This is a genomic window from Rheinheimera baltica (genome assembly GCF_030731985.1).
Classification (GTDB): Bacteria; Pseudomonadota; Gammaproteobacteria; order Enterobacterales; family Alteromonadaceae; genus Alishewanella; species Alishewanella baltica.
In genome coordinates this window covers 398,508-420,176 of the sequence record NZ_JAPJDY010000002.1, presented here as the reverse complement: position 1 = coordinate 420,176, position 21,669 = coordinate 398,508, and the positions used below count along the sequence as shown (strand labels likewise).

Below are 21,669 nucleotides of genomic sequence, written 5' to 3'. Positions count from 1 at the left end.
TCAGTTTTTACCTTGACAATGGCTAAACCTGCACCCTAAACTGTATCGTTGTGGGGATTTGTGGGTAATAGTGGATCATTTTGGAATTACCGACAAACTAAAGCTAAATTTTATCGCACAGGAAGCTTATGTTTCGTGGCTCATTTACGTTGACACTGGACGAGAAAGGACGGTTAGCGCTACCCGCGCGCTACCGTGAATTTCTGCTGTCTGATTGTCAGGGCCACCTGGTTTGTACTGTAGATATTCATGATCCCTGCTTATTGTTATATCCGCTGGCTGAGTGGGAAGAAATAGAAGAAAAACTCAAACGCTTATCCAGTTTTAACCCTCAAGAACGCAGGTTGCAACGCGTTCTACTGGGCAACGCTGCTGACTGCGATATGGATAAAAGCGGGCGTATATTATTGCCTGCACTACTGCGTCAACACGCAGGCCTAAGTAAAGGTATCCGTCTGGTTGGCCAATTAAACAAATTTGAAATCTGGGACGAAACAACCTGGCATGACCGTCTAGCTGCAGATATTGCATTGGAACAGGCTCAAGCCGGAGAAGTGGAGCTATCAGATCGATTACAGGATTTTATACTGTAAATGAACGCAACGGCGCATATTTCAGTTTTGCTCGAAGAAGCATTAGAAGGCTTAGCGATAAAGCCTGACGGCTGTTATTTGGACGGTACTTTTGGCCGTGGCGGCCACAGTCGTGCCATATTGGCGTTACTGGGTACCAATGGCCGGTTGTTTGCTATAGATCGCGACCCCACCGCGATAGCTGCTGCCGAGATGTTTAAAACCGATAGTCGTTTTCATATCACACACAGCCCCTTTGCCGCCCTGGCAACGATTGCTGAACAACTGCACATCAACGGTGCATTGGACGGTATTTTACTTGATCTTGGTGTGTCATCCCCACAGCTTGACGACGCAGATCGAGGCTTTAGTTTTATGCGCGATGGTCCATTAGACATGCGCATGGATCCCAGCTCAGGTATGAGTGCTGCAGATTGGTTAGCCAAGGCCGACGTTGAGGATATCAGTTTTGTTTTGCGTGAATATGGTGAGGAGAAATTTGCCTGGCGTATTGCGCAAGCCATAGTTGCTGCCCGTGTCGAGACGGCTTTAACCCGTACCGCTCAGTTAGCAAAGCTAATTAGTGACACTGTGCCAAAAAGTAATAAAGAGAAAAAACACCCGGCCACCCGCAGCTTCCAGGCTATTCGTATTTATATTAACAGTGAGCTGGAGCAAGTAAACCAAGCTTTGCATGCCGCTATGCAGGTGTTAAAACCAGGCGGCAGGTTGGTTGTAATCAGCTTCCACTCGTTGGAGGATCGCCTCGTAAAACAATTTATGCGCCGTTACTCCAAAGGTGAGCCAATACCGCGTGGTATTCCGCTAACTGCAGCACAAATGAATCAACGTACTGAGCTCAAACTGATTGGTAAAGCGATTATGCCGTCAGAGCAAGAGCTATTGGCTAACCCGCGAGCACGCAGTGCCGTGCTTCGCATCGCGCAAAAGCAGAGCCATGAGTAGTATTAGCCTGCACCGCCTCATTGCACAAGACTGGCGCCAGCATGGCTGGGTGGTTTTACTGCTATTTGCCTGCGTTGTATCGGCTTTAATTGTGGTGCATTTCGCTCATTTAAACCGTCAGCTTACTATTGCACAAGACACGTTATATCAGCAGCGAGACCAGTTAGATATTGAATGGCGCAATTTAGTGTTAGAGCAGCGTGCGTTGGCTGAGCATAGTCGGGTTGAAGATATCGCCCGCAACCGTTTACAGATGTTACGCCCGTCTGGTGAGCGTGATATCGCGGTAACTGTACCATGAACAGGGAAAAGAAAGTACCTCAAGCAAAAGCCAGAACGGTGCCTTCAGTACTGGGATGGCGTTTTGCTTTTGTGTTGCTGAGTCTGGCGGGCGTATTTACGGCCTTAGTGGTGCGTGCTGCCTGGTTGCAGGTAGTCGAGCCCGATATGCTGGTTAGCCAGGGCGACATGCGCAGCCTAAGGGTAGAAGCTGACACCGTAATGCGAGGCATGATTACCGACCGCAACGGTGAAGAGCTGGCGATTAGTATTCCGGTTGAAGCCATCTGGGCTGATCCTAAAGTAGTTATTGAGCGCCACGCCAGTACAGATGAACGACGCTGGTATGCACTAGCTGACATTTTGCAAATGACGCCGGCACAACTGCTAGACAAAATTGGCGATAATCCGCAGCGACGGTTTGTTTACCTGCAACGCCAGGTCAATCCAGCCGTAGTGGAATACGTCAAAAAACTTAAAGTACCGGGCATATACTTCCGCCAGGAATCGCGTCGCTACTATCCTGCTGGCGAAGTTACTGCACAGCTGATTGGGTTTACTAATGTTGACGATGTCGGCGTAGAGGGCATTGAGAAGCGTTATGACGAGCTCTTAACGGGCACCGCCGGACGTAAAGTATTTCGTAAAGACGCCAAAGGCCGTGAAATAGAGGTGTTAGAACGAGCACAAGCACGCGAACCCGGTAATTTACAGTTGAGCATTGACCAACGTATTCAAACGGTGACTTACCGTGAATTGAAAAAGGCCGTATTGTCTTACGGCGCAACCTCTGGCTCTGCAGTGGTGGTTGATGTACAAACAGGTGAAGTGCTGGCGATGGTAAATAGCCCATCATTTAACCCCAATAACCGAGGTAACACACCCACCTATTTATTTCGCAATCGGGCTATTACCGATACGTTTGAACCGGGCTCAACGATGAAACCGTTGGCGGTACTTAGTGCATTAGAATTTGGTGCAACGTCATTAGATGCGCATGTTGATACTAATCCTGGGTATATCCGTGTTGGAGGCAGTTGGGTACGCGATGGTGTAAACAATAAGGTTCTTGATTTAACAGGTATTATTCAGCGCTCCAGTAATGTGGGCGTAAGCAAACTGGTGTTGTCAATGCCAGTAGAGCATGTGTTAAGCCTGTACGCTAACATGGGATTGGGTGTGGACACTGGTCTTGGCTTAAACGGCGAAAGTAGCGGCATGTTGAGCCACCGCAACCGTTGGTCAGATCATGAACGGGCTACTTTGTCTTTTGGCTACGGCTTGTCAGTAACCGCCGCGCAGTTGGCCCGGGTTTATGCCACCATGGCCAATGGCGGAAAGAGTATGCCGCTGACCATTCTAAAAAATAACGAGTCATTCCCGGCTGAGCAGGTGCTAGATGCAAAGTATGCTGCTGCAATGTTGGAGATGATGGAAGCGAATATTCTACCTGGCGGCACAGCAACTAAAGGACAGGTAAAAGGCTTTCGTGTTGGCGGTAAAACAGGCACAGCTCGTAAGGCGATTGCAGGCGGCTATGGCGAGGACTATGTCGCATCTTTTGCTGGCGTAGGGCCGATTTCAAATCCAAAAATTGCTTGTGTCGTGGTGATAAACGAACCTGCGGGTGATTTTTATCATGGCGGCGAAATTGCGGCGCCAGTATTTGCCAACATTATGGGTGCGACGTTACAGCTGTTGAATCTGACACCAGACGCAGCAAGCCAGCCGCGTGTTTCCGCACTTGCAGGAGATCGCCATGCCGGTTAACAGTAAAGCCTGGTTAGGATTATATTGTAGTGCGGCCCCCGACTGTTCGCTAAATCAATTGCAGCTGGATAGTCGAAAAGTGGGCGCCAATGATGTGTTTTTAGCCCTACCCGGCATACATAGCCATGGCAAAGAGTTTATATCGCAAGCTCTGTTGCAAGGCGCGGCGCTGGTGCTCACAGATGAAGGTGAGTATAACGACGGCAGAGTGCTGGTTGTACCTGATCTAATGCAGCTTCTGCCAGCGTTGGCGGCCAGCTTTTATCAGCAACCAGCGCGTCATTTACAGCTTGTTGGAATTACCGGGACTAATGGTAAATCAAGCACCGCATTTTTTGTAAATCAACTGGCCGAGCAGCTGGCACAAAAAGCGGCGGTAATTGGAACACTGGGATATGGCCACTGCAGTTCGTTGACGCCACTTCCCAATACCACACCGCATTATGTAGACATTCAACGTATTTTGGCGCTTTGCACAACTGATAAAACCAAGTTAGTCGCGATGGAAGTGTCGTCTCATGCTTTGGTACAGCAACGTGTAGCCGGTTTACTGTTCGATGTTGCCGTATTTACCAACCTGACCCGTGATCATTTGGATTATCACGGCTCAATGGCAGAGTACGGCGCTGCAAAAGCAATGTTATTCACACCACAGTACTGCAGAGCAACGGTTGTTAATGTGTCTGACCCGTTTGGTTGTAAATTGGCTGCGCAAAGTGAATTACCGGTTTGGGCTTATGGCAAAGCAGAAGATTGTCACGGTTTTAGCCGTTTTCTGGCGTATTCGGATGTCGTGCCAACAGAGTCAGGCTACCAATTACAGCTGAGCAGCCACACCACGGAGTATAATTTCACTCTGCCGTTACTGGGTGAATTTAATATTCAAAATGTACTGGCAGCGATGACCACAATGTTAGTGTTGGGATACGACTTAACCACGCTGGTCGCAGCAAGCCGTAACTTGCAATCGGTACCTGGGCGCATGGAAAAGTTCATGTTTTCGCAGCATTTTATGGCTGTTGTTGACTACGCCCATACGCCAGATGCGTTGCAGCAAGCGTTGCAGTCTTTACGGTTGCATTGCAAAAAACACCTTTGGTGTGTGTTTGGCTGTGGTGGAGATCGTGACAGAGGTAAAAGGCCAATTATGGGCCAGATTGCGGAGTTGTATGCAGACCATGTTGTGATCACTGCAGACAATCCACGCAGTGAAGATGTGCTTGCCATTTGTGACGAAATTGCGTCAGGCATGAGCCCAGATGGTAGTTATACCATTGAACCCGATCGTCAACGTGCCATTAAATTAGCGCTGATCAGTGCGCAGCCGGGTGATATTGTGCTAATTGCAGGCAAAGGGCATGAAACCGTGCAAATTATTGGCGCTGAACATCGGCAATACGATGAGCGCGCCTATCTGCGTCAACTCATTACGGAGATGTCAGCATGATACCGCTTAATTGCGCCGAAATTGCCTTAATATTGGACGGTAACTTAACCGGGCATAATGTCAGTATTAATAACGTTAGCACTGACAGCCGTGTAATCGCTGAAAATGATCTGTTTATTGCGCTTAAAGGGCCTAATTTCGATGGCAGCGCTTTTGTAGCTGAAGTAAAAGCGAAAGGCGCCACTGCTGTGGTGGTAGAGCATGCGGTTGATGTCGATATACCGCAAATTATTGTTAAAGATACTCGCTTAGCACTTGGACAATTAGCGAGTGCGATTAAAACCCGACTTGCACCAAAAACGATTGCCGTAACCGGTAGCGCGGGTAAAACCACAGTAAAAGAAATGATCGCTGCCATTCTTGTTCGTCAGGGGCAGGTGTTAGCAACGCAGGGCAACTTTAATAACGACATCGGTGTACCACTTACTCTCCTCAGATTGACGGCAAAACACGACTTTGCTGTGTTAGAGCTGGGTGCTAACCACCAGGGAGAAATTGCTTACACTACCTCCTTGGCTAAGCCGGATGTGGCCATTATTACCAATGTTGCGCCATCACATTTGGAAGGGTTTGGTGATGTGTATGGTGTCGCCCGGGCTAAAGGCGAAATATTTAATGCTGTCTCCGCTGAAGGTGTTGCCATCATTCCGGCTGAGAGTGAGTATAGCGGCTACTGGTTACGCCGCTTAGAGGGTAAACAGGTATTGCAGTTTTCTGCCAACGTTGCAACTGACTATTACGCTGAGGATATTGCGCTAGACGGCTCAGGTTGCGCCGGTTTTGAGTTGGTGAGCCCCAAAGGACGTAAATTTATTCAGTTAACGATTCCCGGCAAGCACAATGTTGCTAATGCTCTGGCGGCGGCTGCTGCGTGTCTTACCGTTGGTGCTAGCTTATCAGATGTTCAGCTGGGTTTAGCACAGATGCAGGCAGTGAAAGGCCGAACCAACGTTAGAATGGTAAGCCCACATTTACGATTAATTGATGACACTTACAATGCAAATGTTGAGTCAGTTAAGGCGGCCATTGATTTGTTAGCGTCTTATGCTGGTTATCAGGTGTTGGTTCTTGGCGATATGGCTGAGCTGGGTGCTGACGCTCGTGTTTATCACGAAGAAATTGGTTTATACGCAAAAAAAGCGGGTATTAATCTGTTGTTCACCCTCGGCGTGTTATCTCAGAGCGCCAGTGACTTGTTTAACGGACAAGGGGCACATTTCAGTTCGCGTCAGACGTTGTTACAGCGTTTGTTGCCACTGGTATCAGAGCACCAGGAAGTTACCTTGCTAGTGAAAGGCTCGCGTAGTGCGAAAATGGAATTAGTAGTACAGGACTTGCTAGAAAGTTGTCAGCAGGAGAGTAGCCCATGCTAGTTTGGTTGGCCGAGTATTTAACCCAATACTTCAGCTTTTTTAATGTATTCAGTTATCTGACGTTCCGCGCCATTCTGGGTATTTTAACCTCGTTATTATTAAGCCTGTATTTAGGCCCTAAATTAATTGCCCGCTTGCAGCGCATGCAAATTGGACAGGTAGTGCGTGGCGATGGCCCCGAAAGCCATTTCTCGAAAAAAGGCACGCCAACAATGGGTGGTTTACTCATTTTAGGCTCAGTGTTGCTAAGCACATTATTCTGGGCCAACCTGGAAAATAAATATGTTTGGGTTGTGCTGTTTGTTCTGGTGAGTTTCGGCTGGATAGGCTTTGTAGACGATTACCGTAAAGTTATCCGTAAAGATCCTAAGGGCTTAATTGCACGTTGGAAGTACTTCTGGCAGTCGCTCTTTGCCATCATCACGGCGGCGTTTTTGTATTTCACTGCTGAACGACCTGCTGAAACAGCCCTGCTGGTGCCGTTTTTAAAAGACGTTATGCCGCAACTTGGCTTGCTATTTTTGGCTCTGAGTTATTTCGTTATTGTAGGTACCAGCAATGCCGTAAACCTAACCGATGGTCTTGATGGTTTAGCCATAGTGCCAACAATCATGGTGGCCTCGGCTTTTGCCATAATTGCTTATGTTAGCGGTAACGTTAATTTTTCCGGTTACCTAAATATCCCTTATCTGCCCCACGCCAGTGAGCTGGTGGTGGTGTGTGCGGCGCTGATTGGTGCCGGGCTGGGTTTCCTTTGGTTTAACACTTATCCAGCGCAAGTGTTTATGGGCGATGTTGGCTCACTTGCTCTGGGAGCAGTACTTGGTGTAATTGCTATCCTGGTGCGTCAGGAAATCGTGCTGTTTATCATGGGCGGTGTTTTTGTTATGGAAACACTGTCGGTGATTTTACAAGTGGGATCATACAAACTGCGCGGCCAGCGTATTTTTCGCATGGCGCCCATTCACCATCACTATGAGTTAAAAGGTTGGCCGGAGCCACGTGTTATCGTGCGCTTTTGGATCTTATCGATCATCTTTGTGCTGGTTGGCCTAGCCACCCTGAAGCTGAGATAATTACGATGAAGACTGCGCTTATGCACAATTTAGCGAAAAAACGTATTGCCGTAGTGGGGCTAGGTTTATCTGGCTTAGCTACGGTGCGTTTTTTGCTTAGCATGGGCGTTAAGCCAATACTTATGGACAGCCGCACTAAACCTGCAGGGCTGGAGCATATTTCCGCTGAAAAAGTAGACGGTATTTATCTGGGTGAGCTAGACGCAAACCGGCTTGCTAAAATGGACATGATTGTTCTAAGTCCGGGCTTGTCTCCTACACATCCGGCGATACGCTTTGCGGTTGCTCAGGGCGCCGAATTGCTTGGCGATGTCGAGTTGTTTGCCCGCGTTAACGACAAGCCAGTAATTGCCATTACCGGATCAAATGGTAAGTCTACCGTGACAAAACTGGTTGAAGCTATGCTGAAAAGCAGTGGCGTCAAGGCGTTAGCGGCTGGCAATATTGGTTTACCAATACTTGATGCGGTAGCACAGCATGATACCGACGTCTTTGTATTGGAATTATCCAGTTTTCAATTGGATACCACTTACAGTCTTCATAGCGTGGCTAGCTGTATTTTGAACGTAAGCGCCGACCATCTTGACCGCTACCACACTATGGCGGCTTACACCGCGTCGAAGCAGCGGGTGTACCAACATACTCATCTGGCGGTGTTTAATTTAGATGATGTCGCTACAACGCCAGAACAAGCAGAACATACCCTAGGTATTACTCCAGCCGACAATACTTTTGGTATTGCAGATCTTAACGGAGAACGCTGGATAGTGATTGACAAAGAGCCACTACTTCCAGTCAGTGAGATGACGCTTTTTGGCGCTCACAATGAATTTAATGCTTTAGTGTCTTGCAGTCTGGCATTGGCGGCAGGTGCTAGCCGTGCCGGTATTGTGCAAGCGTTAAAGCAGTTTGAGTCGTTACCACATCGCTGTGTGTTGGTGGCAGAAAAAAATAATGTGCGCTGGGTTAACGATTCAAAAGCAACCAATATAGGTGCCACGCTTGCTGCTATTGCCGGCTTACGGGCTTCTGTAGCCGGCAAACTTATTCTTATCGCTGGTGGTGATGGCAAAGGCGCCGATATGGCAGAGCTGTTACCGGTACTAACGCGAGATGTGCAAACCCTTATTACGTTGGGTAAAGATGGTCCGGCAATTGCTGCACTTCATCAAAATAGTGTGCAGGTTAAAACCTTACACGATGCGGTGAAACAGGCTGCAAAAATAGCGCAAGCAGGTGACATGGTGTTGCTGTCGCCGGCGTGTGCCAGTTTAGATATGTTTACCAGCTACAGCGACCGGGGTGAGCAATTCGTTGCCGCGGTAAAAGCGGAGGTGCTATGAAACAGCTAGCACTGCATGCGTTAAAGCAACCGCTACAACATCCCATGCAAAGTATTCGCAATTGGTGGCGTGCTGACGATGATGCGACATATGACAAACTATTTTTAACCTTACTGCTATTGATTGTCGCGGTAGGTGTGGTGATGGTGACCAGTGCTTCGGTGCCTGTAGCAACCCGCTTATACGACAACGAGCTCCATTTCACTATCCGCCACCTGGTTTACCTTGGTATTGGGCTTTCAGTCGGATTAGTCGTACTCAATATGCCAGTACAATGGTGGCATAACAGTAATATGTTGTTGTTATTTGCTGCATTAGCGCTGCTTGTGGCGGTATTGCTATTTGGCCGAAATGTAAATGGTAGTACGCGCTGGCTGGCAATTGGTCCCATTGGTTTGCAGGCTGCTGAGCCAGCAAAGCTATTCTATTTTGTTTATTTGGCAAGTTACTTAGTACGCAAACATGAAGAAGTGCGCGAAAACTTTAAGGGCTTTGCTAAACCTTTAATTGTGCTATTTGCCTTTGCCGTGTTGTTACTAATGCAGCCAGATTTAGGCACGGTTATTGTGATGTTTGCGACCTCGGTCGCGCTACTATTTTTAGCCGGCGCCAAGTTATGGCAGTTTTTTAGCCTTATTTTTACCGGCCTATTGTCAATTGGCGTGTTAATTGTCTATAGCGAATATCGTTGGAAACGGGTAACCGCATTTCTGGATCCCTGGGCTGATCCGTTTGGCAGTGGTTATCAACTTACCCAATCGTTGATGGCCTTTGGCCGTGGTGGTTGGCTTGGTCAGGGATTAGGTAACAGCATTCAAAAGCTAGAGTATCTGCCTGAAGCACATACCGACTTTATTTTGGCCGTTATTGCTGAAGAAACAGGCTTCATTGGTGTAACAGTGTTGCTGTGTATGTTGTTTATGTTGGTATATCGCGCGTTATGGATTGGCCAGCGTGCACTGGCAAAACAAATGAGCTTTCATGGTTTTCTTGCTTATGCATTGGCGGTATGGATTGGCTTTCAATCGGCCGTCAACATCGGCGTTGCAACGGGGGCCTTACCGACAAAAGGCCTGACACTGCCCTTTGTTAGCTCAGGTGGCAGCAGCTTAATTATTATGCTCGCTGCGGCAGCCTTATTGCTACGTATCGATTTTGAAGTCCGACTGAAAGGCAAACAAGCTATTGCAGGAGGTCGGCATGACTAAACCCTGCATTCTGATCATGGCTGGCGGTACTGGCGGGCATATATTCCCAGCACAAGCGGTTGCGTCTTCGCTGCATGATGCCGGTTGGCAGGTGCATTGGTTAGGCACGGCAAATCGGATGGAAGCGATACTGGTGCCGCAGTTTGGCTGGCCGTTTCATACCATTGACGTTTCAGGTTTGCGGGGCAAAGGCTTGATGTCACTGCTTAAAGCACCCTGGATGCTAGTGCAGTCGGTGTGGCAAGCTTTCAACGTACTGAAGAGGATAAAGCCGGATCTGGTGCTTGGCTTTGGCGGCTACGCCAGTGGCCCAGGTGGCGTTGCTGCCTGGCTACAGCGTACCCCCTTGTTGATACATGAACAAAATGCCGTTGCCGGCAGCACCAATCGAATGCTGTCACGGCTGGCACGTAAAGTGATGGTGGCGTTTCCTGCGGCGTTTGCAGGCGATGCCAAACAGTATGTGGTAGGCAACCCGGTGCGTGCAGAGCTTATCAATATTGCGGCAAAGCATGATTACAACGGCGCGTTAAAAATATTGGTGGTTGGCGGAAGCCTTGGCGCCAAGGTATTAAACGACTCATTGCCAGCGATATTTGCTCAGGCTGCTGTGCATGGCAGTCTGATGGTGCGGCATCAAACAGGCAATGCCTTACTGGAACAAACTGAGCATGGCTATCAGCAGCTGACGAGCGCTAACTTAACTGCCGAAGTAAGTGCGTTTATCGACGATATGGCTAACGCTTACGCTTGGGCTGATTTGGTGATATGTCGCGCAGGCGCCTCAACGGTAAGTGAGCTGGCGTGTGCCGGCGTTGCCGCGATATTTGTGCCATTACCTTCGGCGATAGATGATCATCAAACGGCTAACGCTCGCTGGTTAAGTGAGCAAGGTGCAGCCTTGTTATTACCCCAGACACAATTAACTTCGGAGAACCTGCTGCCAATGCTGCTAACGTGGCTACAGGATAAAGCAGCATTACAACAAATGGCCGTTAAAGCGCGTGCCTGTGCGTTAGATCAAGCAACCGCAAAGGTAGTGGCGCTGTGTCAGCACACCGTGGCTGAGCCAGTAACAGGACAACAAATATGATAACTACTCCACAGCAGAAAAAACTCGCGATGCGACGGGTTGAGCGCATTCACTTTGTTGGTATCGGCGGCGCCGGTATGGGCGGTATTGCAGAAGTATTAGTAAACGAAGGATATAATGTTTCAGGCTCCGATCTTGCGCCTAATGCTGTGACAGAGCGGCTGGTTAGTTTAGGCGCCAGTGTCACTCTGGGCCATAGCGCGGTTAATGTTGAAGGTGCCAGTGTTGTGGTGGTGTCAAGTGCAATTAATTTAACTAACCCGGAAATCGCCGCAGCCCGTGAGCTACGCATTCCTGTAGTTCGCCGGGCAGAAATGTTAGGTGAATTAATGCGTTTTCGTCATGGTATAGCTGTTGCTGGTACCCACGGAAAAACCACTACCACCAGTTTATTGGCATCTATCTTTGCCGAAGCGGGCACTGACCCCACCTTTGTTATTGGTGGTTTGCTTAATTCTGCCGGGTCAAATGCACGTTTAGGTGCAGGTCGTTACCTTATTGCTGAAGCAGACGAAAGTGATGCCTCTTTTTTACATTTGCAGCCGCTGGCCACCGTGATCACCAATATTGAAGCGGACCACATGGACACCTATCAAGGTGACTTTGAGAAGCTCAAAGCAACCTATCTGGAGTTTTGTCATAACCTGCCTTTTTATGGTGTTGCTGTGGTGTGTATTGATGACCCGGTATTACGCGGCTTAATTTCGCAAATTGGACGTACGGTTTTAACCTATGGTTTTAGTGAGGATGCTGATTTTGTTATCAGCGAATTTAGCCAGAGTGGCACACAAAGCCAGTTCACCATTACCGATAATAATGGTAACCAGCGAGAGGTAGTGCTTAATTTGCCAGGCAGGCATAACGCTTTAAATGCTACTGCAGCTTATGCGTTGGCGTTGGATGAGGGAATTGCCGAACACGCTATTTTACAGGCATTGAGCAAATTTGAAGGTATCGGCCGGCGTTTTCAGCAATATGGTGAATTTGATACCGGTAATGGCCGCGTATTATTGCTAGACGACTATGGCCATCACCCTACGGAAGTTGCCGCAACAGTAGCAGCAGTGCGTGCGGCATGGCCTGAACGGCGTTTAGTGATGGCATATCAGCCGCACCGGTATACCCGTACCCGCGATTTATATGAAGATTTTTCAAAGGTCTTATCTAGCGTAGACAAATTGCTTTTGTTGGAAGTCTACAGTGCCGGTGAAGCACCGATTGCCGGAGCTGACAGCCGCAGCTTATGCCGTTCTATACGGGCACGTGGCACGATAGACCCCGTATACGTTGCTGAGCCTCAAGAACTAGCGCCTAGTTTGGCGACCGTGCTGCAAGATGGCGATGTACTCTTAACCCAGGGCGCTGGCAATATTGGTGCTTTAGTCAAACAACTGGCTGCAATGCAGTTAAATATTCAACAACTTAAACTCTGCGCAGGAGAAAAGGCATGAGCAGTACCGTAAGTGCTTTTGGTAAGGTTGCGGTGATGTTTGGCGGTAATTCAGCTGAACGCGATGTGTCGCTGCGCTCCGGTGCTGCAGTGCTTAAAGCGCTAACAGATGCGGGTGTGGATGCGTTTGCATTTGATCCACAGCAGCAAGCGCTTACTGAACTGGTTGAAACCGGAGCTGAGCGGGTGTTTATCGTATTGCATGGCCGCGGTGGTGAAGATGGCACCATGCAGGGGGCATTGCAGCTGCAGGGTTTACCTTATACTGGCAGCGGCGTACTCGGTTCGGCACTTGCCATGGACAAAATTCGCTGCAAGTGGTTATTTCAGGCACAGCAGTTACCAACAGCGCCTTTTGCGGTAGTGCATAGCAATGATACTGACTTTGCCGGCGTTTTAGCCAGCTTGGGTGGTAAAGTAATGGTTAAGCCCGCCAATGAAGGCTCCAGTATTGGTATGAGCGCGGCGAGCACAGCAATAGAGTTACAACAAGCCGTTACGGCTGCTTTGCAATACGACAGTGAGATATTAGTCGAACGTTGGATAACTGGCCGTGAGTTTACGGTTGCCATGTTAAATGATCAGGTTTTGCCCATAGTTGAAATGCGCACGCCACGTGCTTTTTACGATTACGAAGCAAAATATCAGGCTAACAGCACCGAGTACCTGTGCCCGGCCCCGTTAGACGCTGAAGTGACTGCCGCCATGCAGCAGACTGCATTTAGTGCCTTTAAAGCAGTCGGTGCATCGGGTTGGGGTAGGGTTGATATAATGCTGGACAACAGCGGCCAGCATTATTTGCTCGAAGTAAATACCGTGCCGGGTATGACTGAGAAGTCGTTAGTGCCGATGGCCGCTAAGGCAGCGGGCTTGAGTTTTCAACAACTGGTGTTGGCCATATTGGCGCAAACACATGGGAACAAATAGTCATGAACCTGCGTTTGCCGAAGCTGCAATTTAAACAACGTCCGGCGTTTTATGCCGGGGTGCTGTTTTTTATTGCCGCCATGCTGACGCTAGGTTGGGGTGCAGTTAAAGTATCAGACTGGCTGCAAAGCCAGCAAAGTGCACCTGTACGGCACGTTAGGCTGTACGGTGATTTTAATCATATTAACTCCGGCGTATTGCAACAAATTTTGCAGCAGCAGTATGTTGGTAACTTTTTTAGCGTGAATGTGGATCAGGTACAGCAGTTCTTACTGCAACAACCTTGGGTATATCAGGTAGCCGTGCGCAAACAATGGCCTGATGCCCTGGTTGTGGTTGTTACAGAACAACAGCCGGTAGCTATTTGGAATCAGCAGCAATTATTAAATGAGCAGGGTGAGGTATTTCAAGCACCCTTACAGCAGCTGAAAACGGAACTACCTATGCTAACCGGCCCCGAAGGCAGCCAGCAGGACGCTCTGACCATGTTCCGCCATATGCAGGGCTTACTGGCCCTGCATAAATTTAATGCAGTAGCGCTGGGGTTAACCGAGCGCTTTTCCTGGCAGTTAAGCTTAAGTAATGGTGTGGCGTTGAAGTTAGGTAGAGATGATACTCTGAAACGGGTACAGCGTTTTATAGAGCTGTATCAGGTGATCAGTCAACATAAAACCGACGCTGTCGCTGAAGTAGATTTACGCTACGACACTGGTATAGCGGTGCGTTATAGCACTGAACAAAAGAGAAAAGCATGACGAAGTCGTTAGATAGAGATTTGATTGTTGGCCTTGATATCGGCACTGCACAAATTAAAGCGGTGGTAGGCGAAATTACGGCAGACGACAAACTTAGCATTGTAGGTGTCGGTACTCATGTATCTCGTGGCATGGATAAAGGCGGTGTTAACGATTTAAATCTGGTGGTTCAAGCTGTTCAACGCGCTATTGACGAAGCTGAGTTGATGGCTGATTGCCGGGTTTCTTCTGTGTATTTAGGTATCACCGGAAAACATATTCGCTGCCAGAACGAAAGTGGCATGGTGCCGATTAATGACACTGAAGTAACGGCTGAAGACGTGTCTAACGTTATTCATGCGGCAAAGTCAGTGCCTATTTCTGCCGAGCGCCGTATGTTGCATGTGCTACCGCAAGAGTTTTCAGTTGATATGCAAGAAGGCATTAAAAGCCCGGTTGGTATGTCTGGTGTGCGGATGGAAGCAAAAGCGCACATTATTACCTGTGCTAATGATATGGCAAAAAATATCGAAAAATGTGTTGAGCGTTGTGGCTTGCATGTTGACCAGCTTATTTTTACCTCGCTGGCATCAAGTTTTGCGGTACTGACTGAAGACGAAAAAGAACTGGGTGTCTGTGTCGTCGACATGGGCGGCGGCACTATTGATATATCAATTTATACCAATGGTGCCTTGCGTCATACCGCGGTTATTCCAGTAGCCGGAAATCAGGTTACCAGTGATATCGCCAAAATATTTCGTACGCCAATCAGTCATGCTGAAGACATTAAAGTGCAGTATGCCTGCGCACTTCGCAGCATGGTGGGCAAAGAGGAAAGTATTGAAGTACCCAGTGTTGGCGGCAGGCCTGCGCGGTCTATGTCCCGCCATACCTTGGCTGAAGTAGTAGAGCCGCGCTATCAGGAATTGTTTGAGCTGGTACTGGAAGAAATTCGCAGTAGTGGCCTTGAAGAACAAATTGCCGCCGGTGTTGTGCTAACCGGAGGCACCGCCAAAATGGAAGGTGCGGTAGAGTTTGCCGAAGACATTTTTCAAATGCCGGTGCGCGTAGGGCAGCCTATGCATGTTACCGGTTTAAAAGAATACGTACAGGACCCGGCCTACGCCAGCGTAGTGGGGTTATTGCTGTATGGTAAAGACGCACGCACTCAGCAGAAAAAAAATGCGGATGTGCGGGATTCAGTTGGCAGTTTCTTTAAACGGATCAGCAGCTGGTTCAAAGGCGAATTTTAAAGTAAGCGTAGAAACGGAGAGAGAGCTATGTTTGAGTTAATGGAAAACCACAGCGAAGAAGCTGTAATTAAAGTGATTGGTGTTGGCGGCGGCGGCGGTAATGCAGTCGAGTATATGGTTGCTAGCAATATTGAAGGTGTAGAGTTTGTAGCGGCGAATACCGATGCACAGGCACTGCGTAATTCTTCAGCACACATCACGCTGCAGTTAGGCGCGAACGTAACTAAGGGTTTAGGCGCAGGTGCTAACCCTGAAATTGGTCGTCGCTCAGCAGAAGAAGATCGTGAGACAATTAAAAAAACCATTCAAGGCGCAGATATGATTTTTATCGCAGCTGGCATGGGTGGTGGTACAGGTACTGGTGCAGCGCCAATCGTGGCCGAAGTGGCGCGTGAACTGGGTATCTTAACTGTAGCAGTGGTTACTAAGCCATTTCCGTTTGAAGGTAAAAAGCGTACCGCTTTTGCTGATGAAGGTATTCTGGAACTGAGCAAGCACGTTGATTCACTGATCACCATTCCAAATGACAAGTTATTAAAGGTACTTGGTAAAGGCACCAGCTTACTGGATGCGTTTAAAGCAGCGAACAATGTGTTGCTGGGTGCAGTGCAGGGTATTGCCGAACTGATTACCCGTCCGGGATTAATCAACGTTGACTTTGCTGACGTACGTACTGTGATGTCAGAAATGGGTACTGCCATGATGGGTAGTGGTCGTGCTTCTGGCCCTGATCGGGCAGAAGAAGCTGCCGAGCAGGCCATTTCCAGCCCGCTGTTGGAAGATATTGATTTGTCGGGTGCGAAGGGCATTTTGGTTAACATTACAGCCGGTTTAGATATCAGCATTGATGAGTTTGAAACTGTAGGTAATGCAGTTAAAGCGTTTGCCTCTGAAAACGCGACTGTGGTTGTAGGTGCTGTTATCGACCCGACGATGCAAGATGAATTGCGGGTAACCGTTGTTGCAACGGGTATCGGTATCGATCGCCGCCCAGATATCAGCTTAGTGCCGAGCAACCGCCCGGTAGAGACGCAAAAACCGTTTTATGGCACTCATGGTGGCGCAGCACTGAATCCAGAAGTACAACATACTAAATTGGAGCAGCCGCAGGCAGCGTCAGCTAAGCCTCAGGCTGAAAGTAAGGCAAATATCGATATATTTGATATTCCGGCGTTTTTACGCAAACAAGCCGACTAAGTCTATACTGAGTCGCAGGCAAGGCCGACAGCAGGATTAAGCTGCTGTTCAGTGAAATTTGGCATAATTGCCACGTTATGCTATGCTTCGCCGCCATTTTGTGATTGCTTAAATTTTGAGCAGGAAGAAATTATGATTAAACAACGTACTATCGACAAGACAGTAAGCTCCATTGGAGTGGGATTACACAAAGGCGAAAAGGTTACGCTTACTCTCCGACCTGCGCCGGATAATACGGGCATTGTGTTCCGTCGTGTAGATCTTAACCCTGTCGTCGATTTTAAAGTAAAGCCGGAATTAGTCGGTGATACAGTAATGTGTACCTGTTTAATTAATGAAAATGGCGTGCGGTTATCCACCACTGAACACCTGATGGCGGCCATTGCCGGGCTGGGAATCGACAACTTAGTTGTTGAAGTAGACTCAGCCGAAATTCCTATTATGGATGGCAGTGCCAACCCCTTTGTCTATTTACTACTTGAAGCCGGTGTTGCAGAACAACGCTTAGCGAAAAAATTTATTCGCATCAAAAAAGCGGTACGGGTTGAAGATGGTGATAAATGGGCAGAGTTTAAGCCTCACCATGGTTTTAAAATTGATTTTGCCATCGAATTTGCTCATCCGGTCATCGCAGAAACCACCCAACATATGGTAATGGATTTTTCTGCTGCGGGTTTTATTAAGGATATTAGTCGCGCCCGTACTTTTGGTTTTTTACATGAAGTAGAGTACTTACGAGCTAATAATCTTGCACTGGGTGGCAGCTTTGATAATGCTGTGGTATTGGACGAATACCGAGTGCTGAACCAAGATGGTTTGCGCTATGACGATGAATTTATTAAGCACAAAATTTTGGATGCCATTGGTGACTTGTATATGGCAGGTTACAGTATTTTGGGCGAGTTTAAGTCTTTCAAAACAGGTCACGCACTAAATAACCAGTTATTGTGTGCGGTACTTGCCAATCAGGAAAACTGGGAGTTTGTGAGTTTTGAAGACAAAGCACAGATGCCTATTTCTTATTTAGCGCCGCAATTGGCGTAACGTCAGCTTAAAAGCAACATAAAACCCGGTTCTTACCGGGTTTTATTGTTTTTGATATCGGCGTTTTGCGCGAGTTTTAGCAGTGCCTGTTTTAACGCGCCATCACTACCTTTTGCCACGGCCCGCAATGCTACAGCTGCGCTGGCAGATAAATGATGGCTGTTTTTTTGAGGTATTGGCACTTGCAGTTTATTGATCTGGCCATTTGGAGAGGCCTCTATGTCAATTCCTGCCAAATCAGGCAAGATTTTTCGGCGAAAATTGTCTAGAATGGCGTCGCGCTGCAATTTTAAACGGGTTAGCCAGGGCGCAGAGGCAGATAATATGACTGCCCGGCCATCGCGAATGCAGCTAACCTGGCAGAAACTGAGCTGCTCAAGTTGGAGTACCTCAGCAAGTACCTGATTTAGCTGTTGCACCAAGCTAACCTGTTGCTGCTGCATAGCTAACGTGCTGTGTGATAACACCTTGCTTATGTCCTGAGGTTTTTGTGTATAACGGGCCATTGCTTCTGTGCCTTTGCAGCATTACATGTATTGGCCCAGTGTAGCAGCTTCTGTGAAGACAGAGAATGTTGCACCTTGAAAGCGTTGGCATTGGTCACCATATCTGGCGTAATATGCTGGGGTTTTAATCTTATTACTGGTCGGGCCGAGCGCCGCCAGGGCTGCACTGCAGTTTTAACTTAACATGGTATTTGGATAATGTTTGGAAAACTTTTTACCAAATTATTTGGTAGCCGCAACGACCGCTTCTTAAAAAAATTAGAAAAACAAGCACAGCAGATCAATGCGTTAGAGGCAGAATTTGAAGCCTTATCCGACGACCAGCTGAAACAGAAGACGCAAGAATTTAAACAGCAACTAGCCGATGGCAGCACCTTGGATGACCTTTTACCGCAGGCATTTGCAACTGTGCGCGAAGCCAGTAAGCGGGTGTTTGGTATGCGCCACTTTGATGTGCAGTTAATCGGTGGCATGGTGCTGCATCAGGGGAAAATTTCTGAAATGCGCACCGGTGAGGGTAAAACCTTAACCGCAACCTTGCCCGCTTACCTGAATGCGTTAAGTGGTGGCGGTGTTCACGTTATTACGGTGAATGATTATCTGGCCCGGCGCGATGCCCAGACCAATGCACCATTATTTTCTTTCCTGGGGTTAACCGTGGGTGTTAACGTTCCTGGTATGGCCCCCCATGAAAAGCAACAAGCCTATGCCGCGGATATTACCTACGGTACCAACAATGAATTTGGCTTTGATTATTTGCGCGACAATATGGCGTTTTCGCCAGCAGATCGCGCTCAACGTGACCAAGCATTCGCTATTATCGATGAAGTGGATTCAATTTTAATCGACGAAGCGCGTACACCATTAATTATTTCTGGTCCGGCTGAAGACAGCTCAGAGCTGTATAAGCAAATTAACGTACTGGTACCACAACTGGTTAAGCAGGACAAAGAAGACGAAGAAGGTGCTCACGGCGATGGCCACTTTACCGTCGATGAAAAAGCCCGCCAGGTGTATTTAACTGAACAAGGTCAAATAAAAGTTGAAGACATGCTGCGTGAGCATGGCTTAATTCAAGAGCATGACACCTTGTTTTCAGCGGCTAACATTACCTTACTGCATCACGTCTATGCTGCACTGCGGGCGCACCAGCTGTTTAAGCGCGACGTTGATTACGTAGTAAAAGAGGGTGAGATCATCATTGTCGATGAGCACACAGGTCGCACAATGGAAGGCCGCCGTTGGTCAGAGGGTTTGCACCAGGCTGTTGAAGCCAAAGAAGGCGTTAAAATTCAGAACGAAAACCAAACGCTGGCATCCATCACCTTCCAGAATTACTTCCGGTTATATGACAAACTGTCTGGCATGACAGGTACAGCTGACACTGAGGCTTTTGAATTTCAGCAAATCTATGGTCTGGAAACGATTGTAGTGCCAACTAACCGGCCGATGGTTCGTAAAGACATGGCTGATTTAGTTTACTTAAATGCTGAAGATAAATATCAGGCGATTATCGCCGACATTATTGAAACGCGCGATGCCGGACGGCCGGTGTTGGTGGGTACTGCATCAATTGAAAGCTCAGAGTACTTATCTAACCTGTTAAACAAAGCCAAAATTAAGCATCAGGTACTGAACGCCAAGTTCCACGCGAATGAAGCGCAAATTATCGCTCAAGCCGGCCAACCCGGTACGGTAACCATTGCAACCAATATGGCAGGTCGTGGTACAGACATCGTATTGGGCGGTAACTTGCAGGCCGAATTGGCGGCACTGGGTGCTGACGCTACTGATGCTGATAAAGAAAAAGTGAAAGCCGAATGGCAAGTGCGACACGATGCGGTAATTAGCGCGGGTGGCTTGCATATTATCGCTACTGAGCGTCACGAATCACGCCGTATTGATAACCAGTTACGTGGTCGTTCAGGCCGTCAGGGCGATCCGGGTTCAAGCCGATTTTATCTGTCGCTGGATGACAGCCTGATGCGTATTTTTGCTTCCGACCGTATGGCTGGGATGATGCGTCGTTTGGGGATGGAAAAAGGCGAAGCGATTGAGCACCCTTGGGTAAGCCGTGCCATTGAAAATGCACAGCGCAAAGTTGAAGCGCGTAACTTTGATATTCGTAAGCAACTGCTTGAATTTGATGATGTAGCAAACGACCAACGTAAAGTGGTGTACGAACAGCGTAACGAGCTGTTAGATGCGACTGATATCAGTGAAACCATCACTGCAATCCGTTTTGATGTTATTGACGGTATTATTAGCCAGTATATTCCGCCTCAGTCCCTGGATGAGATGTGGGACATACCAGGCTTAGAGCAACGCTTAAAAGCCGACTTCTTAATGAATTTGCCTATTACGCAATGGTTGGCAGAGGATAAGAAGTTATTTGAAGAAAAGCTCCGCGAGCGTATTCAACAAGAAGTTGAAAAAGCTTACAGCGACAAAGAGCAAATGGTTGGCCCAGACGTATTACGCCAATTTGAAAAAGCAATTATGTTACAAAGTTTGGATACGCACTGGAAAGAGCATTTGGCGGCAATGGATCACTTGCGTCAGGGCATTAACCTGCGTGGTTACGCACAGAAGAACCCGAAGCAAGAATACAAGCGTGAAGCTTTCGAGTTGTTTTCTACTATGCTAGAAAACCTGAAGATTGATGTTGTCGGTGTATTAGGCCGGGTTCAGGTAAAAGCGGCTGAAGATGTTGCCGCGGTTGATGAGCAACGCCGAAAAGCGGATGCCGTACCACATGCATATCAACACGCCCCGGCTGAGCAGGTTAGTGGTAATGTGCCAGACGATTTACCACGCGGTCCGGTGTTTCGCGAACAAGATAAAGTAGGTCGTAATGATCCCTGTCCTTGTGGCTCAGGTATGAAATACAAACAGTGTCACGGTAAGTTAGTTTAACCAACTCGGTGGCACAGGGTTAACGCAAAGTCAGCTTAGGCTGGCTTTGTTGTTTTAGACTAGGGTGTTATTTTGCAAGGTAAGACAATGCAGCAAACAAACAGCATGGTGAAGGTTGTTCATGTGGCCGTCGGGGTGATATTGCGTGATAGTCAGGTTTTACTGGCGCTACGCAGCAGCACACAGCATCAGGGCGGTAAATGGGAGTTTCCCGGTGGCAAGGTAGAGGCTGGTGAAACAGTGCCACAAGCGCTTAGCCGTGAGCTGTATGAAGAGATAACCATTACCGTAACACAAAGCAGCGCTTTTATGCAGCTAGAGTACGCCTACCCCGAGAAAACGGTATTGCTGGATATATATCTGGTTACCGGCTTTGACGGCCAGCCGCATGGCCGTGAAGGGCAACCGCTACGCTGGGCAAGCTCAACCGAGTTGAGCACTATCGAATTCCCCGATGCAAATCAGCCCATCGTTGAGCGTATCCAAGAGTATTTGTCACAGAGCTAACACACACA

The 21,669-nt window shown here is 48.1% G+C and carries 19 protein-coding genes; 18 read left to right on the top strand and 1 reads right to left on the bottom strand.

The window, feature by feature from the left end; translation table 11 throughout:
- Positions 1-128: 128 nt before the first annotated feature.
- The 16 genes from mraZ to lpxC all read left to right on the top strand — a co-directional run bounded on the left by mraZ (position 129) and on the right by lpxC (position 17,732).
- A complete protein-coding gene (gene mraZ / locus ORJ00_RS04825) occupies positions 129-593 on the top strand; it encodes a division/cell wall cluster transcriptional repressor MraZ (RefSeq protein ID WP_027670890.1) in 465 nt (154 codons plus the stop codon).
- Entirely contained in the window at positions 594-1,538 is a 945-nt protein-coding gene (gene rsmH / locus ORJ00_RS04820; RefSeq protein ID WP_306126316.1) for a 16S rRNA (cytosine(1402)-N(4))-methyltransferase RsmH, read from the top strand.
- Complete coding sequence (gene ftsL, locus ORJ00_RS04815; protein WP_305975242.1) at positions 1,531-1,839, top strand: cell division protein FtsL; 309 nt, start codon at positions 1,531-1,533, stop codon at positions 1,837-1,839. The genes rsmH and ftsL overlap by 8 nt, the downstream gene beginning before the upstream one ends.
- Complete coding sequence (locus ORJ00_RS04810) at positions 1,836-3,587, top strand: penicillin-binding transpeptidase domain-containing protein (protein WP_306139143.1); 1,752 nt, start codon at positions 1,836-1,838, stop codon at positions 3,585-3,587. The genes ftsL and ORJ00_RS04810 overlap by 4 nt, the downstream gene beginning before the upstream one ends.
- Positions 3,577-5,034 carry a UDP-N-acetylmuramoyl-L-alanyl-D-glutamate--2,6-diaminopimelate ligase gene (locus tag ORJ00_RS04805; protein WP_306126318.1) on the top strand — a complete coding sequence of 486 codons (1,458 nt, stop codon included), beginning with the start codon at positions 3,577-3,579 and terminating at the stop codon, positions 5,032-5,034. The genes ORJ00_RS04810 and ORJ00_RS04805 overlap by 11 nt, the downstream gene beginning before the upstream one ends.
- Positions 5,031-6,407 (top strand): UDP-N-acetylmuramoyl-tripeptide--D-alanyl-D-alanine ligase, encoded by a 1,377-nt coding sequence (locus ORJ00_RS04800; protein WP_306139142.1) that lies wholly within the window; start codon positions 5,031-5,033, stop codon positions 6,405-6,407. The genes ORJ00_RS04805 and ORJ00_RS04800 overlap by 4 nt, the downstream gene beginning before the upstream one ends.
- Complete coding sequence (gene mraY, locus ORJ00_RS04795; protein ID WP_027670884.1) at positions 6,401-7,483, top strand: phospho-N-acetylmuramoyl-pentapeptide-transferase; 1,083 nt, start codon at positions 6,401-6,403, stop codon at positions 7,481-7,483. The genes ORJ00_RS04800 and mraY overlap by 7 nt, the downstream gene beginning before the upstream one ends.
- A 5-nt stretch (positions 7,484-7,488) precedes the next feature.
- Positions 7,489-8,826 carry a UDP-N-acetylmuramoyl-L-alanine--D-glutamate ligase gene (gene murD / locus ORJ00_RS04790; RefSeq protein WP_306126320.1) on the top strand — a complete coding sequence of 446 codons (1,338 nt, stop codon included), beginning with the start codon at positions 7,489-7,491 and terminating at the stop codon, positions 8,824-8,826.
- Positions 8,823-10,034 carry a putative lipid II flippase FtsW gene (gene ftsW, locus ORJ00_RS04785; RefSeq protein WP_305975252.1) on the top strand — a complete coding sequence of 404 codons (1,212 nt, stop codon included), beginning with the start codon at positions 8,823-8,825 and terminating at the stop codon, positions 10,032-10,034. The genes murD and ftsW overlap by 4 nt, the downstream gene beginning before the upstream one ends.
- Entirely contained in the window at positions 10,027-11,127 is a 1,101-nt protein-coding gene (gene murG, locus ORJ00_RS04780) for an undecaprenyldiphospho-muramoylpentapeptide beta-N-acetylglucosaminyltransferase (protein WP_306139141.1), read from the top strand. The genes ftsW and murG overlap by 8 nt, the downstream gene beginning before the upstream one ends.
- On the top strand, positions 11,124-12,578 hold the full coding sequence (gene murC, locus ORJ00_RS04775) for a UDP-N-acetylmuramate--L-alanine ligase (RefSeq protein ID WP_306139139.1): 1,455 nt from the start codon (positions 11,124-11,126) through the stop codon (positions 12,576-12,578). Before murG ends, murC begins: the two co-directional genes overlap by 4 nt.
- On the top strand, positions 12,575-13,504 hold the full coding sequence (locus ORJ00_RS04770) for a D-alanine--D-alanine ligase (protein ID WP_306139138.1): 930 nt from the start codon (positions 12,575-12,577) through the stop codon (positions 13,502-13,504). The genes murC and ORJ00_RS04770 overlap by 4 nt, the downstream gene beginning before the upstream one ends.
- Before the next feature lie 2 nt (positions 13,505-13,506).
- A complete protein-coding gene (locus ORJ00_RS04765) occupies positions 13,507-14,259 on the top strand; it encodes a cell division protein FtsQ/DivIB (RefSeq protein WP_305975260.1) in 753 nt (250 codons plus the stop codon).
- The gene (gene ftsA / locus ORJ00_RS04760) at positions 14,256-15,491 is read left to right on the top strand and encodes a cell division protein FtsA (RefSeq protein WP_027670877.1); all 1,236 of its coding nucleotides are present in this window, start codon (positions 14,256-14,258) and stop codon (positions 15,489-15,491) included. The genes ORJ00_RS04765 and ftsA overlap by 4 nt, the downstream gene beginning before the upstream one ends.
- Positions 15,492-15,518: 27 nt before the next feature.
- Entirely contained in the window at positions 15,519-16,688 is a 1,170-nt protein-coding gene (gene ftsZ / locus ORJ00_RS04755; protein ID WP_027670876.1) for a cell division protein FtsZ, read from the top strand.
- Positions 16,689-16,820: 132 nt separating this feature from the next.
- Positions 16,821-17,732 (top strand): UDP-3-O-acyl-N-acetylglucosamine deacetylase, encoded by a 912-nt coding sequence (gene lpxC, locus ORJ00_RS04750; RefSeq protein ID WP_305975263.1) that lies wholly within the window; start codon positions 16,821-16,823, stop codon positions 17,730-17,732.
- Between the two features lie 32 nt (positions 17,733-17,764).
- On the opposite strand, the gene ORJ00_RS04745 is transcribed toward lpxC, so the two are convergent.
- Positions 17,765-18,238, bottom strand: a complete 474-nt coding sequence (locus ORJ00_RS04745; RefSeq protein WP_306126325.1) for a DciA family protein — start codon at positions 18,236-18,238, stop codon at positions 17,765-17,767.
- Between the two features lie 198 nt (positions 18,239-18,436).
- On the opposite strand from ORJ00_RS04745, the gene secA reads away from it, so the two are divergent.
- Both secA and mutT read left to right on the top strand, forming a co-directional pair.
- Positions 18,437-21,154 carry a preprotein translocase subunit SecA gene (gene secA, locus ORJ00_RS04740; RefSeq protein WP_306126326.1) on the top strand — a complete coding sequence of 906 codons (2,718 nt, stop codon included), beginning with the start codon at positions 18,437-18,439 and terminating at the stop codon, positions 21,152-21,154.
- An 87-nt stretch (positions 21,155-21,241) separates the two neighbouring features.
- Positions 21,242-21,661 carry an 8-oxo-dGTP diphosphatase MutT gene (mutT, locus tag ORJ00_RS04735; RefSeq protein WP_205623199.1) on the top strand — a complete coding sequence of 140 codons (420 nt, stop codon included), beginning with the start codon at positions 21,242-21,244 and terminating at the stop codon, positions 21,659-21,661.
- The last annotated feature ends 8 nt before the right edge of the window (positions 21,662-21,669 follow it).

What these genes read in the sequence shown, in the direction of transcription:
- ORJ00_RS04770 (WP_306139138.1), top strand. Translation starts at nt 12,575, where the DNA reads ATGAGCAGTACCGTAAGTGCTTTTGGTAAGGTTGCGGTGATGTTTGGC.
- mraZ (WP_027670890.1), top strand. Translation starts at nt 129, where the DNA reads ATGTTTCGTGGCTCATTTACGTTGACACTGGACGAGAAAGGACGGTTA.
- ORJ00_RS04805 (WP_306126318.1), top strand. Translation starts at nt 3,577, where the DNA reads ATGCCGGTTAACAGTAAAGCCTGGTTAGGATTATATTGTAGTGCGGCC.
- secA (WP_306126326.1), top strand. Translation starts at nt 18,437, where the DNA reads ATGTTTGGAAAACTTTTTACCAAATTATTTGGTAGCCGCAACGACCGC.
- murG (WP_306139141.1), top strand. Translation starts at nt 10,027, where the DNA reads ATGACTAAACCCTGCATTCTGATCATGGCTGGCGGTACTGGCGGGCAT.
- murD (WP_306126320.1), top strand. Translation starts at nt 7,489, where the DNA reads ATGAAGACTGCGCTTATGCACAATTTAGCGAAAAAACGTATTGCCGTA.
- ftsA (WP_027670877.1), top strand. Translation starts at nt 14,256, where the DNA reads ATGACGAAGTCGTTAGATAGAGATTTGATTGTTGGCCTTGATATCGGC.
- murC (WP_306139139.1), top strand. Translation starts at nt 11,124, where the DNA reads ATGATAACTACTCCACAGCAGAAAAAACTCGCGATGCGACGGGTTGAG.
- ftsZ (WP_027670876.1), top strand. Translation starts at nt 15,519, where the DNA reads ATGTTTGAGTTAATGGAAAACCACAGCGAAGAAGCTGTAATTAAAGTG.
- rsmH (WP_306126316.1), top strand. Translation starts at nt 594, where the DNA reads ATGAACGCAACGGCGCATATTTCAGTTTTGCTCGAAGAAGCATTAGAA.
- lpxC (WP_305975263.1), top strand. Translation starts at nt 16,821, where the DNA reads ATGATTAAACAACGTACTATCGACAAGACAGTAAGCTCCATTGGAGTG.
- mraY (WP_027670884.1), top strand. Translation starts at nt 6,401, where the DNA reads ATGCTAGTTTGGTTGGCCGAGTATTTAACCCAATACTTCAGCTTTTTT.
- mutT (WP_205623199.1), top strand. Translation starts at nt 21,242, where the DNA reads ATGCAGCAAACAAACAGCATGGTGAAGGTTGTTCATGTGGCCGTCGGG.
- ORJ00_RS04800 (WP_306139142.1), top strand. Translation starts at nt 5,031, where the DNA reads ATGATACCGCTTAATTGCGCCGAAATTGCCTTAATATTGGACGGTAAC.
- ORJ00_RS04765 (WP_305975260.1), top strand. Translation starts at nt 13,507, where the DNA reads ATGAACCTGCGTTTGCCGAAGCTGCAATTTAAACAACGTCCGGCGTTT.
- ORJ00_RS04745 (WP_306126325.1), bottom strand. Translation starts at nt 18,238, where the DNA reads ATGGCCCGTTATACACAAAAACCTCAGGACATAAGCAAGGTGTTATCA.
- ftsW (WP_305975252.1), top strand. Translation starts at nt 8,823, where the DNA reads ATGAAACAGCTAGCACTGCATGCGTTAAAGCAACCGCTACAACATCCC.
- ftsL (WP_305975242.1), top strand. Translation starts at nt 1,531, where the DNA reads ATGAGTAGTATTAGCCTGCACCGCCTCATTGCACAAGACTGGCGCCAG.
- ORJ00_RS04810 (WP_306139143.1), top strand. Translation starts at nt 1,836, where the DNA reads ATGAACAGGGAAAAGAAAGTACCTCAAGCAAAAGCCAGAACGGTGCCT.